This is a genomic window from Pedobacter sp. MR22-3 (assembly GCF_026240075.1).
Taxonomy (GTDB): domain Bacteria; phylum Bacteroidota; class Bacteroidia; order Sphingobacteriales; family Sphingobacteriaceae; genus Pedobacter.
The window spans coordinates 45,305-60,729 of sequence record NZ_JAPIVF010000005.1 but is presented as its reverse complement, the minus strand read 5'-3'; the positions used below and the strand labels follow the sequence as shown (position 1 = coordinate 60,729).

The 15,425-nt window shown below is 34.3% G+C and carries 8 protein-coding genes; 2 read left to right on the top strand and 6 right to left on the bottom strand.

The features are described from left to right. Positions 1-49: 49 nt before the first annotated feature. From OQ267_RS12970 to OQ267_RS12955, 4 genes are all read right to left on the bottom strand, one after another. Positions 50-1,003, bottom strand: a complete 954-nt coding sequence (locus OQ267_RS12970) for a TauD/TfdA family dioxygenase (protein WP_265836244.1) — start codon at positions 1,001-1,003, stop codon at positions 50-52. Positions 1,004-1,039: 36 nt separating this feature from the next. Beyond that, on the bottom strand, positions 1,040-7,519 hold the full coding sequence (locus OQ267_RS12965; RefSeq protein WP_265836243.1) for a non-ribosomal peptide synthetase: 6,480 nt from the start codon (positions 7,517-7,519) through the stop codon (positions 1,040-1,042). 61 nt (positions 7,520-7,580) lie between these two features. Beyond that, a complete protein-coding gene (locus tag OQ267_RS12960; protein ID WP_265836242.1) occupies positions 7,581-8,291 on the bottom strand; it encodes a thioesterase II family protein in 711 nt (236 codons plus the stop codon). A 373-nt stretch (positions 8,292-8,664) separates the two neighbouring features. Beyond that, complete coding sequence (locus OQ267_RS12955; protein WP_265836241.1) at positions 8,665-11,154, bottom strand: outer membrane beta-barrel protein; 2,490 nt, start codon at positions 11,152-11,154, stop codon at positions 8,665-8,667. A 583-nt stretch (positions 11,155-11,737) separates the two neighbouring features. Between OQ267_RS12955 and OQ267_RS12950 the strand changes: the two genes are divergently transcribed. Continuing rightward, positions 11,738-12,652: a glycosyltransferase family 10 domain-containing protein gene (locus OQ267_RS12950; protein WP_322974870.1), complete on the top strand. Its 915-nt coding sequence runs from the start codon at positions 11,738-11,740 to the stop codon at positions 12,650-12,652. Positions 12,653-12,703: 51 nt separating this feature from the next. Here OQ267_RS12950 and OQ267_RS12945 read toward each other — a convergent pair whose 3' ends face one another. After that, positions 12,704-13,345, bottom strand: coding sequence for a 4'-phosphopantetheinyl transferase family protein (locus OQ267_RS12945; RefSeq protein ID WP_265836240.1), 642 nt, complete (start codon positions 13,343-13,345; stop codon positions 12,704-12,706). 301 nt (positions 13,346-13,646) lie between these two features. Further along, the gene (locus OQ267_RS12940) at positions 13,647-14,150 is read right to left on the bottom strand and encodes a UpxY family transcription antiterminator (protein WP_265836239.1); all 504 of its coding nucleotides are present in this window, start codon (positions 14,148-14,150) and stop codon (positions 13,647-13,649) included. 303 nt (positions 14,151-14,453) lie between these two features. Here OQ267_RS12940 and OQ267_RS12935 point away from each other — a divergent pair, with 303 nt between their 5' ends. Then, positions 14,454-15,158: a LytR/AlgR family response regulator transcription factor gene (locus tag OQ267_RS12935; RefSeq protein WP_265836238.1), complete on the top strand. Its 705-nt coding sequence runs from the start codon at positions 14,454-14,456 to the stop codon at positions 15,156-15,158. The last annotated feature ends 267 nt before the right edge of the window (positions 15,159-15,425 follow it).

Here is a 15,425-nt window from a genome sequence, read left to right as displayed (position 1 = left end):
AATTCGTAACGGAATTCATCAGACCTTAAGGATATTATTGGGGGATGCTTTAATTTGTGTAAGGTCTTGCCATACCAACCAGTACCTGTCTGGTCCCATCAAACTCCTCACGGCCATGGGTATACAGCATGTTATCCAACAGGAGCAAATCATTGCTTTGCCATTGAAAACTAAATTTGGTAGATTCATAAACTGCTCTGATTTGCGACAAATAAGCAGGGTCGATGGGTGTTCCATCTCCAAAGTATGCATTACGGGGTATGTTTTCGTCCCCCAAAAGAGCGATCAGCCCTTCTGCTATTTCCTCATCCAGATTGCTAATGTGAAAGAGGTGTGCCTGATTGAACCAGACCATTTCCCCGCTACCGGGATGTAACATGGAAGCTTGATTGATTTGTCTGGTTCTCAATACCCCATTGGGTAGCCATTCATAAAATAAATTATTATTTTCACAATAATGTTCCACATCATTCTTGTCCTCGGTTTGAAAAACTTCCTGCCATGGCAAATCAATCTTTGAGTAGTTTCGTACATACATCACTTTTTTCTTTTCAAATTCGTCTTTGATTTCTTTTGGTATCATTTGATAAGCCAATCTGCTATCTGAAATCGGTGTATTACCTTTATAATCAGCAGGTTTTAAACATAAAAAACCAATTCTCATCGGCCAGGAATTTGAATAGGAAACTTCGTTATGCTGAGGGATGACCTCAGATTTATGGTATTCAGTCGCTGTGTATACATTTTTACCAAGTTCGGTTCTTGGTGTGGAGCGATAAGTATATTTATTCAGTTCTTCACCGAAGAGCCTGGCCAGGATGCCGCCAAATTCATCTCCATTCCAGATAGCCAATCCACGAATCAGTAAGGCTCCATTTTTAGACAGGTACTGATCAATAGATGATTTATTTTCGTCTATCCAATCTAATGCTGCTTCTTTTTTGTCTTCAACATGAAGCAATATTTTACTTCCCGAAATTAATTCTAATCTTTCTTCAAACATGATATTATTGTTTTATTGACGAGATAACGAGGAGATTTATTCAAAGAGACTATCAATCTCCTGTTGATTCAGATCTGCTAATTCAAAATCTGATGGGGTAAAATGTACCTGGGCCTGTTTTTCAATATGAGCTAATATGTCTCTTAAAAAGAAAATGAAATAGCTCATTATTTTTTCCATGGTCTCTTTCTGGTGGCATGCTTCGTTATAGGTAATTTCTATCTGCATTTTTCCATTAACAACCATCAGATTAAAGTCCAGTTTAGCAGTCAGATGATTTTCAGGATCGCTATCGAATCCAGTATATCCGAGATCATAACTGAAGATATCATTATCAAATTCATGATCAAATTGTCCCAGATAATTCAGTCTGACTTCAGTCCTAACCACCTTAATATCGTTTATATCTTTATCATAGAGCTTAAAAACCCCATAATTGGCGCCCTTCTCAGGAACGCTTCTAATCCGTTCTTTGGTCAGTTTAATGTGTTGATCAAGATCCTGGCCCTCAATTCGCAGATGCAGTGGGTACATATTTGTAAACCATCCAATAGTACGGGAAACATCAACAGACTTCGCATCCCGCCCATGGTTTTCCTGTTCAATAATGATATCCTTTTTCCCCGTCCACTTATTTATAGCGAATGCCAAAGCAAGGTTTAGCAATATTGGCAAATCTGTCTTATAAGCCTTATGAGATTCCTTTATCAAAAACTCCGTCTCTTTCTGATCCAGAAAACCCCTGATCTTTTTAGCTTGGGCAACTTTCCAGTTGTCCGTCTTCATATCTGATGGAAGGGTAAACTCAATGCTTTCCACATTTTGCCAATACTTCCGTTCTTCCTCAAAATGAGTAAGAGGAACGGCCTTTCCCAGTAAATCAGCGCAATTGATTAAGGATGCAGTTTTCAACGGAAGTCTGATGGGCTTCCCGGCAACCAATGATTGATATAGCTCATATAAATCATCCAGTAGAATCCTCCAGGAAACCCCATCAATAATCAAATGATGGGCGGTTATCAACAAATAACGCTCAGATACAGAATGGTTAAGGATTGCCGCATTGATGAGCAGAGAATTTGTAATGTTAAAATCCCTCTTCAGATCTTCACAAGTACGGATAAAATTGATTTCCGGATTGGCTTCCGTTTTAACCTGTATTTCTTTCAAGTGAAAGTCCCGTTCTCCTCTAAAAGCATTATAGAATAACTCTTGCTTATTCTTATCATAATTTATCCTTAATCCATCGTGATGATCTATTAATTTTTGAAAAGCTTTTTCTAACAGTTTCGGATTTGTTTGCTCCTCCAGCCTTAACAAAACCGACTGATTATAATAGTTGGAATTAGTGAATTTTTGTGAAAAGAACCAGAATTCAATTGGGCTTAACTTTTTATTCCCATGAACAATGCCTTGGGGATATTCGTTTATAATAGTTGTAAGTGTTGCTCTTGAAGCGATTTCTCTAACCGTTTGATAACTTAAGATATCTTTAACACTAAGTGAGATACCCAGCGTATTTAAACGTGAAACAATCTGAACGGCTTTAATAGAATCTCCCCCTAACTCGAAATAATTATCAAGGGTAGTAATCCCATTGTTTTTAAACAGATCTTTCCATACCCCAAGCATTTTAGTTTCAATTTCGTTCAGCTCCGGATGAGCATTTTCTTTATTTATGCTCTTAATTTCATACAAGGAATCATAGTCGACCTTTCCATTGATGGTTAAAGGAATATTGTCCACTGGCACAAAGATATTAGGTACCATATAATGTGGCAGAAATTCCAATAGGTATAACCTCAGATCATCAGTACCTATCTTTTCGGCAGTTTCGGTGCAGTAATATGCTTGCAATACTGCAATGCTCGTCTCATTTTTCACCAGTGCAACAACAGACTGTTTAACGGATGGATGCAATGACAACAATTTCTCAATTTCACTAAGCTCTATCCTATATCCATTTATTTTAACCTGCTTATCACGTCTTCCCAGAAATACGATCCTTCCATTGTCAAAACGTTTGGCCAGATCACCGGTTTTATACATTCTCTCTCCAGGCGCAAACGGATTTTCAATAAAAGACTTTTCGGTAAGTGCTTCATTATTTAAATAGCCCAGGGCTAATCCTTCACCAGCAATACAAATTTCACCTTGTACGCCTATAGAAACCGGTCTAAGTTCATGATCCAGAAGATAGATCTGTGTATTTGCAATCGGTATACCTAGAGAGATAAAATCAGCATCCGCCTCTTGGTCATATTTATGAATCATACATCCCACGGTTGCTTCTGTTGGTCCATATTCATTAAACATCTCTATATTTCCAGAAAATAATTTGTTGATCTGATCAGCGAGCAGTGATTCAAAGTTCTCTCCTCCAACAATCAGTTTTTTTACAATCAGCCGCTCAACTAAATCGGCTATAGACACATCCAAAAACATTTTCAAATGGGAAGGGGTGAGCTTCATTATATTCACCCTATTATCCTCTAAAACCTGAAGCAATGACAGTTTTTCATTGTCTTCTTTATAAATTACAATCTTATTTCCGGTACATAACGGTAGGAAAATCGAGGTAATCGTTAAATCAAAAGAGATGGAAGTATAAAACGGAAAGCTGGCCTGGCCGACGTCCTTTAAATAATATTTTTCTCCCCATAGGGTATAATTCAATAAGGAAATATTATTGATCATCACGCCTTTGGGTAGGCCTGTCGTACCGGAAGTATAAATGATGTAAGCCAGATCAGACGATGATCTTGAAACAATCGGGTTCACACCAGTATTACCGGACAGTTCTAAATCATCGATATCTATTACAACCGGATGATGCGGAGTTGCTTCAGCCCATTTTTTTGAGCTGTTGATAGAATTATCTGATAATTTAATGAAGAAGGCACATTGTGAATTTTCAATAATATAACAGGCTCTTTCATCCGGATAATCTGTATCTATCGGGATAAAACAGGCTCCTGATTTCAATATGGCTAAAATACTAATCAGGTATTCAGAAGATCTCGGTAACATCACAGCACACTTATCGTTCCTGCAGATACCGGATACCTGTAATTGAGCAGCTACAAAATTAGCCCTTCTATTTAGCCATGCATAGGTCATACACTGGCCCTGATCATCAATCGCTATACGATCAGGGTACATAAGAGCCTGTTCTTCGAAATAGTCAATTATACTTTTATCTCTATCATAAGGAGAAGTCGTGTCATTAAAATCATAAATTAAAACTTGTTGTTGGTACGTATTCAGAGCCAGCAAATCGCTTAATTGGATTTCAGGTTTTTCAATAATTTGAAGCAGCAGATCTTCGAAAGTATTAACTACACTTTTTATTGTACTTTCAGAAAACAACTTTGTAGAATACTCTATAGTATACGACATTGCATCATTAAAATCCAGTATCTCCAACGACAGGTCAAATTTTGAGGTCCCGCTGTCAAACGGATAATAACTAACGGAAAAATCAGCATGGTTTACCTTTGGAAATCCAAAATTCTGATAGTTAAACATGGTATCGAAGAGCGGATTTCTGGAAATATCTCTCTTCAGGTTCAACTGATCCGCCAAATCTGAAAACAGGAATTCCTGGTTATTAAGTGCCTCATTTAAGTTCTGCTTTTGAATCGACAGAAAATCCCGGAAACTCTGTTTAATATCAATATTTGACTTTATTGCAAGATTATTCACGAACATACCTTGCATATCCAGAAAATCATTGTGATTTCTACCGGAAACCGGTATTCCTATTATATTTTCCCGTTGTCCGGTATAACGATACAGCAGTAAGGTATAAACGGTAAAAAATAAATTATGTAAAGAACAGTTTGCGGATTGAGCAACCTGTTTTAGCTGCAGTAAAACATCCGCTGAAATCAGATAATTTTCTCTTTTTCCCGAATAATCAAATACAGCGGGTCTGTTGTAGTCTGTCGGAAAATCTAAAAGAGGTAGGTTTCCGCTCAATTTTTCAAGCCAGTAGTGTTTCTGGCTGTTAAGCTCAGAACTTAAATGATGTGCGGCTTCCCAAGCGATATAATCCTTAAATTGTGCGGCTGACCTTTCCCTTTTTTTTCCATGATAGCAGTTAAACAACTCTTCAATAAAAAGATATAAGGATTTACCATCAGCTATAATATGATGAAAGTCCAGGAATAGAAAAAATGTTTCGGGTCCGGTTGAGATGAGTGTAAGATTAAATAAAGGTCCCTTTTTTAAATCGAATGGTTGTACTAAAGCCTTTAATAAGTCATCTACCTGATGAGCATGACCATCAATCCGATCAATAACATGATGTGTTGAAGGCCGGACTAAGCTTTTTGGTTCCTCATCGCAAATGAATGAAACGTTTAAGATCTCATGTTCCCTGACCAGTTCATTTAAAGCAGATTCGAGTTTTTCAGGATCAAGTCTCCCTTCCAATTTAAGTGCAACCGGAATATTGTATGTAATTTTTTCCTTATTTATTTCCCACAGGTAATACAAACGTCTTTGTGCAGAACTCAGGTGTATGTCTGCCGGGCGACTATTGAGCTGAATTTTTTCGCTTTCAGATTTCGGTAAAGTCTTTATCAGTTTGGCAAAAGAGTGTAAATCCGGACATTCATAAAGTTGATCAAAGGAAACCTCCACTTGAAGCTCATTACTGAGGATCATTAATACTTCTGCTCCCAAAAGAGAATTTCCTCCGATTTCGAAAAAATTCTCGGTACCATCCAGATGCTCAAGTCTCAAAACTCTTTTACAGATATCAATCAACTTATTTAAGGATGCCGAGCCTGACTGATCAGACCTGTCTGAATGCATTAAACTATTTGTGGCGATTAGCTTATCAAATAGCCCTTCGGAAAATTGCTCTATTAACTTAAACCGTTGCAATTTTCCGCTTGTAGTTCTTGGAAGTTCCCTTACTGGTAATATAAAATCAAAATCAAAGCCTAAAGTTTTGTTGATCAATTTTTTTAGGTTCAGAGCTAATGGCGTAAATTTCTCAATGGCATCCCTGAAGAACACAAAAGCGAAGATTTCATCCCTACCTATTTCCTGGTTAAATTTCCCGGCAACTATAATCTTATTTAGCTCAATTCCTTCGATCTCTTCGGCTAATCGCTCGATATCATGAGGATAATAATTTTGTCCGTTTACAAAAATGATATCTTTTGACCTACCTGTAACATAAAGATTTCCCTCACAAAATAAGCCTAGGTCCCCTGTATTCAACCAGCCATCTTCTGTAAACGTTGATTTGGTCGCTTGCTCGTTATTGTAATAACCAGTAGTGACACTTTTGCCCTTGATCTGTATGTTGCCAATTGTATTGTTATTTACGACTTTGCCATGATCATCTACCACACGAACTACACAATTTTGAATAGGTATGCCCACGTTCACAAAGTGTACGGAATGATCATCGTTTGTTGCGAGCACAAATGCTTCGCCTACTTTCAGGCTGTTCCGGTTTAACTTCAGGGAGATTAATTCCTGTTCCAGATCTGTTATTGACACAGCTAGGGTACCTTCAGCCAGGCCATAAACTGGAGTCATCGCAGATTTTTTCAAGCCAAAGGAGGCCAGTTTAGCTGAAAATTCTGAAGCAATTTTCTCAGAAATTGGCTCTGCACCGTTAAAAATGATTCTGATTGCAGAAAGATCCCATGGATAAGCTTCTTTAAATTGACAATGCTTTAGCACATAACTGAAGCCAAAATTCGGTGAGCAGGTCACTGTTATAGCATGCTCAGTCGCTTTATTTAGCCAAATTTCTGGGCGTCTTATGAAAAGATTTGTTGGGATCAGATAATGATTCACACCTACGAATAAAGGGTTCAGGTGAAAACCAATCAGGCCCATATCATGTGATAAAGGCATCCAGCTTAACATTGCATCCCGCTTATTGTAGCCCGCAGCAAGACCGATAGATGTTATATTAGTGATCAGATTAAGATGGGTTAAAATAACACCTTTAGGCTTACCAGTTGATCCTGATGAAAATTGTATGAATGCGACTGAGTCTTCCTTTGTCTTATAGATGGTTCCAGTTTCCTTTTTTCCGGAAAATGAAATCAGTGTCTCCTTCAGTGCACGACTCTTTATCACTGAAAACAGTTCTTCTCTGGATTTGCTCTTTGCAAAAATCTCCAATTTGTTGAGCGTATCTTGGGCAGAAAGCAAATGAGGGTTATTCAACAACGGCCATATTTCAAAAACCTTCTGTTTATGGTCATTTGTATTACCTACCTTTAGTGGAACGGGTATAATCCCTCCCAAAACGCAAGCCCAAAACAGAATCACAAATGATTTGTTATCATCTAACTGAAAGACCAATTCATCCTCAGGTTTTACTCTTTCTTTTTGTAAAGAATGTAATGTCGTTAACGCAGCATTATACAATTCAGCATAAGAAAGAAAATCATCAGCATCTGAAGAATTAATAAAATAAATGCCAGCATTCCGCAGCATTTTCCTTTCCTCAATTAAGTCTTGGAGTGTATGTATACTCATTTTAAAATCAGGCTATGGTAACTGTAAAACAGGCATTTTGAAACTGGAACAGACAATTCAGTTATGCTTCCCTGACCAGGGTTTTATTAATCAGATTGACTACTTCTTCCATTTTGTTATTTATAAAAAAGTGATCTCCATCAAAATAGCAGATATCACATGATTTCGAGGTGTAATGATGCCAGGTGTTATGGTCTTCAACGACTAACAAATCCTCGTTTCCAAACAATATAGTTAAATCTGATTTTAACACAAAGTTCTGTATTACATTGTCATTACTCTCGGACAGGGCAAAATCACTCTTTAGGATAGGTAGAAAATATTGAATCAATTCAGGATGATCAAATAGTTCTTTTGGGGTTCCTCCCAGTTTAACCAGTTCTTCTTTAAAGGCATCATCACCAAGCAGATGAAATTTATAATCGTACTTTGGTTTTGTCCCCGGAGCGCTCCTACCGGAAACAAATAAATGACAGGCGGGATGCAAGCCATTCTGCTCGATTTTTCTAGCCAACTCAACTGCGATTAAACCGCCCATACTATGTCCAAAAAAAGCGTAGTCTGAATCTTTGATTTGCAATTGAATCTGGCTATAGATATCCTGAACGGCTTCTTCAAGAGAATGATAACACTGATCAGCAATACGTCTGCCCCGGCCAGCCAACTCAAAGGGAATGATTTCAATAGTTGGTGAAAGAAAATTTTTCCAGTTTCTATAAATAAGAGATGAGCCCCCAGCATATGGAAAACAAAATAATTTGATCTTTTTCATGGTATACGCTGAAAAAATATAAAAGGAAATATCAGAGATCTTCATCTCTGTTCATTAAAAGGTTTTTGCTGTGAGAAAAAAGCATTCATCTCGCAATGGCATTCTAGGGAATGCGCAATAAGAAACATCCGCATACATGCGGTAAGGGTGATGGAAAAGTATTTTCTTGCATTTTAGCCGACTAAAGAAGATAGCTCCGCTATAGGTAGTCACAATTAACTTACCAGATCACCAGATATTATTGAATAAAAAAACACCTTCTATAATACTGCAAAGCAATATAAGAGATTATTGATTAACATAACAACAATCAATTGTAACATTATAATTACGTAAAATATTATTGATTTTTGATCTAAAAAACGAACAACTTTTATTGTTTACCTCCGCTGGAGTCATCATTTTTGATGCTCCTTTTATTTTTTTTCACTAGATCACCAGTTCTTCCAAATTTGTAATTGAGGCTAAATGTAAATGAGCGATAGTAATTTATTGAAGTAGCTACCTGACTAAAATTGCTTCCTACACTCATCTTTCTAAAATCACGGTATTTTTCAAACGGGTTATTAATATTAGCAGCAAAAATGAGTTTCTCACTAATAAGATCCTTATCTATACTGAATGATGAGTAAATTGTGGGCCTGAATCTTTCTTGTAAAGTGATGTTAGCACTTTGATAATTTGCAGCTGCATTAACATGCATTCCTTTATTTATAGTATACTCAACTCTTGCAAATGCAGTACCTTTTAGTCCTTTGGTCTTAATTAATTCATCATCTACCATCCCTTCCAACCAAACATATGCTAAATTACCGCCAGTACTAAATTTTATACCTGAAGTAATAGGATAACTTATATTGAAATCAAACCCTAGTAAGCGATCTTTACCAATATTATCATAGTTTGTTGTGGTAACTCTCGTAGATTCGTTATAAACTGAAATTTGTTGAATGGTATTATTTGCGAAGGCGTAGGAGACACCTATATTCATCGTTAGTTTTTTAAAATTGCTGTAATTCACTATAATATTATTACTCTTAATCGGTCGCAAATTTGGATTTCCTGCAATTTCATAACTTGGGTTTGATCGGTCAACAAATGGATTTAAGTTCCAGATATTCGGTCTTTGAATACGTTGAGTATATCCCAGGTTAATCGATTGCTTACCTTCATTAAACTTATATATTGTAGATACACTCGGAATAATATTATAGTAATTATCATTTAATTCCGGTGATAAACTAGTTACATATGATTTTAATTTAGTTTGTTCAAGCCTGATTCCGGCCTGAATACCTAGATTTTTGAGTTGTAATTGATAGGAATTATAGATGCCCAAGATACGTTGATCATTGTCAAATTGATTACTTTTATCAGATTCCAATTCATACTGGGATGTTTGATTATTGAATATGCTATATTCATAATTACTTTTATTGTTTCTAAATACCCCCTTGAATCCAGCTTCGACTTTTAGGTTCTTATATGAATTCACGTAGTCTACCTGAACAGCTTGCTCGGATGCCTCTGTATTGTTAACCTGCATAAAATCAGGACCAGTGTAATTAACCTTATTATCTAATTTTAACAAATAATCCGTATCATCCTTTGACTTTCTCACTACATAGGAAAAAGTTATCAGTTTATCCTTTTTTTTACTGAAACCTAACTGATAATTCAGTCCTGCATCAATTCCAAGAAATGGGTTCTTTAATACATTATTTACAGAAAAGGACTCCAATATTTCATTATTTACACCGATTAAAGTGGAATTCTGGTCATTATAAGAATGATAAAAGCCGTTATTAAAAGTAAAATCAGCGGAAATCAAATTTAAGGAATCCAACTCAACACTTAATGTCGATGCCAAATATCGATATCTTGCATTAAAATTATTTACCCTTGTTTGATCTAAAAGAGTTGGAGAATCTCCAAAGGTCTCCCTTTTATTCAGCCTCATCGATTTTGGAGAAACATTATCACTGATGCCTGCAACAACACTAGCACTTACCTTACCATGCTTTAAATTAATTGAACCTGTATTTGTAAAGCCGCCCACCGGAAATTTATATGAAGAATTCAGATTTCCATTATAACCATTGTCGATATTTTTATTCGTAATAATATTAATTATTCCTGCCAGCCCTTCTCCTTCATATTTAGCGGGTGGAGTTGTTATTACTTCAATTCGCTGTATATTCGATGCAGACATCCCTCTTAATACATCTTTGGGACTTTTTGCAATCAAGCTCGAAGGTTTACCGTTAATTAATATCCTATAATTTGAATTTCCTTTAAGTTGTATATTGTCTTCATCATCAACGGTTAGAAGCGGTATTTTTCTCATCATATCCAACACATTTTTGACTCTGCTTTCAGGATCGGCTTGAATATCATAAGTTAACCGGTCTATGCTTTGCCTCAGAATCGGTCGAGTGGCAGAGATCGTTACCTGATTCAGATTTTTGGCAGAACTGTAGATTAGTATTGATCCAAGGTTAACACTATCATTTTGATTACTGTTAGGTATTGACCTAAATTTTGTGGTGTATCCCATTGAGGAAATAACAATAGAATACCTATTACTCGGCAATTTATCAAATAAAAATTCTCCCTTTGAGTTAGTGAATGCTGACCGAACGGGCTTCATTAGACTGTCTTGTAGAATTATAGTAGCATACTCGATCGGTTCATTTTTAATAGAGTCAATGACAGTACCTTGAATACGCATATTTTTAGTGGCAACTGGAAGCAATTTGGAAAGAGTTAACGAATTGTTTTTACTGGAATCAATTCCTTGAGCAAATGTTCCGGAAAAAATCGAAGAGTAAACTAATAGTAACAATAAAAATCTTAAATACATAGTTTTCCAGATTTAGCTAAATGAATATACAAAGTCAAAAACCATATAAAACTTTACCATAGCTAATTTCAAAACAATCACTCTTTAAAGCTACCATTGGTATTATTTATTAAATAACTGAAGAGCATCAAATACACAGACGTCATTTATTTTTTATACAAAAAAATAAACCTTTATAATATGGCATCAACTATAAATCAGTTTTTTGTGGTTTGATTATTTTAATGATAAAAAGTTACAATTACATTTCACATTTCTGCAATAGGCATTAACGACAAGAAAGAATACAAATAACCATGTTTAATAAGCGAAATAATCGAACTACACACATTAACAATACAATCAAAATTTAAGTCAATCATAGCTATTAAAAAATCATTAATTCACACTCAAAAAAATACATAATTTATTTATTAAAAATACAAAAAAATGTCATATTATATTATATAACAAAAAAAATTGATATTTTAGAAACTATTTAATGATCCAACAAAGCTTTTACAGGTATAGCAATGTTCTGAAGTTGAATAAAAATTATACCTTGTTATAGAAACTAAACAGTCTCAATTCAAAAAGCATTTATATGATGGCTAATATGAAATCGGAAGCGAAAAGCAAAATAGTTCTGTACAATAAAACATGGGGAATGGAAATAGAAAAAGAATACAATATCCCAATTAATGATAATTTTGAAATGACGACAATGCACGAGTATATAGATCAAGCTGTTGCAATAATCTTTCACATGCCAACATTATCAGATAATGATATAATGCTTGACAAAAGAAAAAAGAAAAAAAACCAGCTTTGGGTTTTTTGGTCTATGGAGTGTGAGTTACATTACAAATGGCAGTATACGAAAAAAATAATGAACTTATTTGACATTATGGCTACATATAAGTTTGATTCAGATGTACCTGTTCCTTACTTGTATAGTGGATATTCTAATGCATTTAATACAACAACTTCCTTAAAAACAGAATTCATAAATACATTTATTTCAAGTGATTTTGACCTAAGTAATAGAAACAGATATTTAAAAGAATTAATGAGCCATATTAAGGTGGACTCTTATGGAAAAGTCTTCAACAACAAGCTGCTGAATAGGGATGAAGGGGAAATTTCAAAGCTAGACACTATATCTAAATATAAGTTTTCTGTAGCTTTTGAGAATGCCATTGCTAGAGACTACGTTACGGAAAAATTCTTTCAGCCATTATTGGCAGGCTCAGTACCTATATATCTAGGGGCTCCCAACATAGGGGATTTTGCTCCAGGAGATAATTCATATATTAATGTTGAATCCTTTAGTTCGGTAAAAGATCTAAGCAATTATTTATTGGAGCTGAACGAAGATGATTCAAAATACCAAGAATATCATAAGTGGAGAACTGTTCCTCTTAAGGGTAATTTTATTGCAAAATTGGCAGTTGTTTCAGATGATCCTCTTTCCAGACTTTGTAAAGTTATTGCGAAAAAACTAGCACAAAAAAACTAAATATTATAAAAATCTTTGAGTTTTGTTAATTTTCACCTTTCCATAGCCTATTTACAGATTCAATCCTATTTTAAACTCTTGAATGACAATTTCTTCATCTAAACTTAAAGAACATAAATAACACGTATATGCTGGATGAATCTGAAGCTCGGTTAGATACCATCTTTTCCCTTGATAATCTACTGCATTCTTTAAACAGCTAAAATCATTCAAACCGTTAACTATACCAATGCCTACCGCCTTCAACAAAGCTTCCTTTTTTACCCAGATTTCATAAAAGCGACTTTTAGGGTCCGAAGCAGACTCAATAAATTGTTGCTCCTCTGAATGTAAATGTTCCATAATTTCTTCATAATTTATACTTGTTTTGCGTTCTATATCAACTCCTACTAAACCAGTAGTGCTATAAGCAAAAACAACAATATTAGAAGAATGCGTGATATTAAATGTGTTCCAACTATCAATTAGTGGCCTATTGTTTATATCGCGTTTCCAATCCCCTAAACAGGTGCGAGCTCGTGTATCACTCAGACTTTCATGTAACATCAACCTGGAAAGCAATCTTGATTTTTGATCAGGGAAATGTTTATATCGCAAAATTTCATCCCGCATAAAAAGTGGTAACGACTTAAGGTAATGTGAAATATCTACATCTCTAATAAGATCAACATTACAGTATTTTATTACGATCATATAATCTTGCTAACTAAGTTTGCAAAAGTTATCCCAGCCAATGTCATTGAGCGATTAAGACTCGAAAATGTTAATTTATTCATTGACTTCCGCATATACTTAATCATTTGCGAGACCTACTAAATTTTCTCGACGAAATATCCTTACTGGCCGCATTCTTATGCTGATAATGAGCATCCAGACGCATCCTAGTATAAAAAACCACAGGACATAAAAAAATCAAAGAGTCAAATAATTATTGACATTAATGACTTTAGCGTTGGTTTTACATTTATCTTGCTAAAGATAATATCTTTAAATATTATGCTGACAGCATATCTTTTGAAAGGTTTACTAATAGACACCTGTTCAATAAATCAATTCTAACAAGAACCTTATTTTTTCCACGATGGCTTACTATTTCACACCCTAATCCACTAAAGGTTCCTTTGGGTATAACAACTTTTTTCCCTAGGGGAAAAAGTTCACTCGATACTTCAAAATTATCAATTTCATTCAAAGCCAATTCAATATTCTCAATTACGGAATCTTTAACCCTAGCTAGGTTTTTGCCCAGTTTAAGGTATCGAACAAAACCTTTGGCTTTTGTAGATTGATAAAATTCCATATATGTCGTCAGTTTAACAAATACATATGATGGAAATAAAGGACATGCTATGATTTTAACTCTATCTGTCCATTTTCGTTTTTCTTTTGTGATAGGCAAATAAGTTTCAATTCCAATACGATCTAGATCCTTGATCATCTTTTTTTCCTGGCTTGGTTTAGTGTAAATAATGTACCACCCTATTTTAAAAAAACTCATAACTATTTCATTAAATTATATAAATCTATAATGCCTAATTTCATTTATTTTTTACTCCGAAATAATTTCAAAATCCCCAAAAGTTCTGTGTATATAAAATTTAATACTATTTTAAAATAAAGATATAGGCTAATAAAATGACAGAAAAATTTCAGCGCCAACTGTAATAATTAAAGGTTCAACGACAAAAACCAAAGCGCAAACAGTAGTTTTAAGAATATAATTTGTCAGATTGAAATACTATTATTACATTAGTGAAAATGATATAATTGTATTATTTATTGTCTATTAAAATATTTAAAGATGCACACAAGTCTTGTCGTTGATGATGATCTTTCCTCTTTAGAAATAATTTCTGAATACATCAGTTCACAGTCAAATATTAAGTTAATTAAGACTTTTAGTGATCCATTATTAGCATTAAAAGAAATTAAGAAATTAACGAAACCGATAGATATATTATTTATAGACATAGAAATGCCCATGATGAATGGTATTGAGTTAGCGAAATTAATAAAGCATAAGGCTAGAATATTAATATTTACAACTGCACATACTAAATATGCTTTCGATTCTTATGAATTAAAAGCTGATGGATACTTGCTAAAACCTTTCTCTAGTTCTAAATTTTCCCAAACTTTAAAAACAATTTTATCTGAAACTAAAAATTATCTCTATCAAAAAACAGAGCGTGACTTTGTCATACTTAAAAGTAAAGATCAAAAGACCAAATTTATTAAAACCCACCTAAAAGACATTATTGCTATTGAATCCCAAAATAAAGAAATTAAGATTTATACTTCTGATGAAATTATCTTTGCCTACAACTCCCTATCGCATATTCTAAAACTAATCGAACATATTGATAATTTCGTGCAGATACATAAATCTTATATTGTATCTCAAAATCACATTAAAGGTATTGAACGAAAGTATGTTTTACTTTCAAATAATTTAAAAATACCTATTGGTAGAACTTATAAAAAATTTTACGATCTTTTTTTTTAAAGTAAGTTATTAATTCAATAATTTGACTCTTTCGACAGAGTTGCACCTTAGTCGGCATTTAAAAAAACATTCGTTTCCATGTTTAAATGTCAACCTATATCCAAATTAGATATTCGTTTACTTCCAAAAAATATCATAATCAAATTCTATTGTCCCTTTCTGATATTATCATACATACAGATTTTGATGAGGTCTTTGAAGATAATATAGAATATGGCATCTAACTTTTTCAGATAATGAATACAAATGATCAGATTTTGAACGTGC

Coding starts and splice junctions, on each gene's coding strand:
- OQ267_RS12970 (WP_265836244.1), bottom strand. CDS start 1,003: ATGTTTGAAGAAAGATTAGAATTAATTTCGGGAAGTAAAATATTGCTT.
- OQ267_RS12965 (WP_265836243.1), bottom strand. CDS start 7,519: ATGAGTATACATACACTCCAAGACTTAATTGAGGAAAGGAAAATGCTG.
- OQ267_RS12960 (WP_265836242.1), bottom strand. CDS start 8,291: ATGAAAAAGATCAAATTATTTTGTTTTCCATATGCTGGGGGCTCATCT.
- OQ267_RS12955 (WP_265836241.1), bottom strand. CDS start 11,154: ATGTATTTAAGATTTTTATTGTTACTATTAGTTTACTCTTCGATTTTT.
- OQ267_RS12950 (WP_322974870.1), top strand. CDS start 11,738: ATGATGGCTAATATGAAATCGGAAGCGAAAAGCAAAATAGTTCTGTAC.
- OQ267_RS12945 (WP_265836240.1), bottom strand. CDS start 13,345: ATGATCGTAATAAAATACTGTAATGTTGATCTTATTAGAGATGTAGAT.
- OQ267_RS12940 (WP_265836239.1), bottom strand. CDS start 14,150: ATGAGTTTTTTTAAAATAGGGTGGTACATTATTTACACTAAACCAAGC.
- OQ267_RS12935 (WP_265836238.1), top strand. CDS start 14,454: ATGCACACAAGTCTTGTCGTTGATGATGATCTTTCCTCTTTAGAAATA.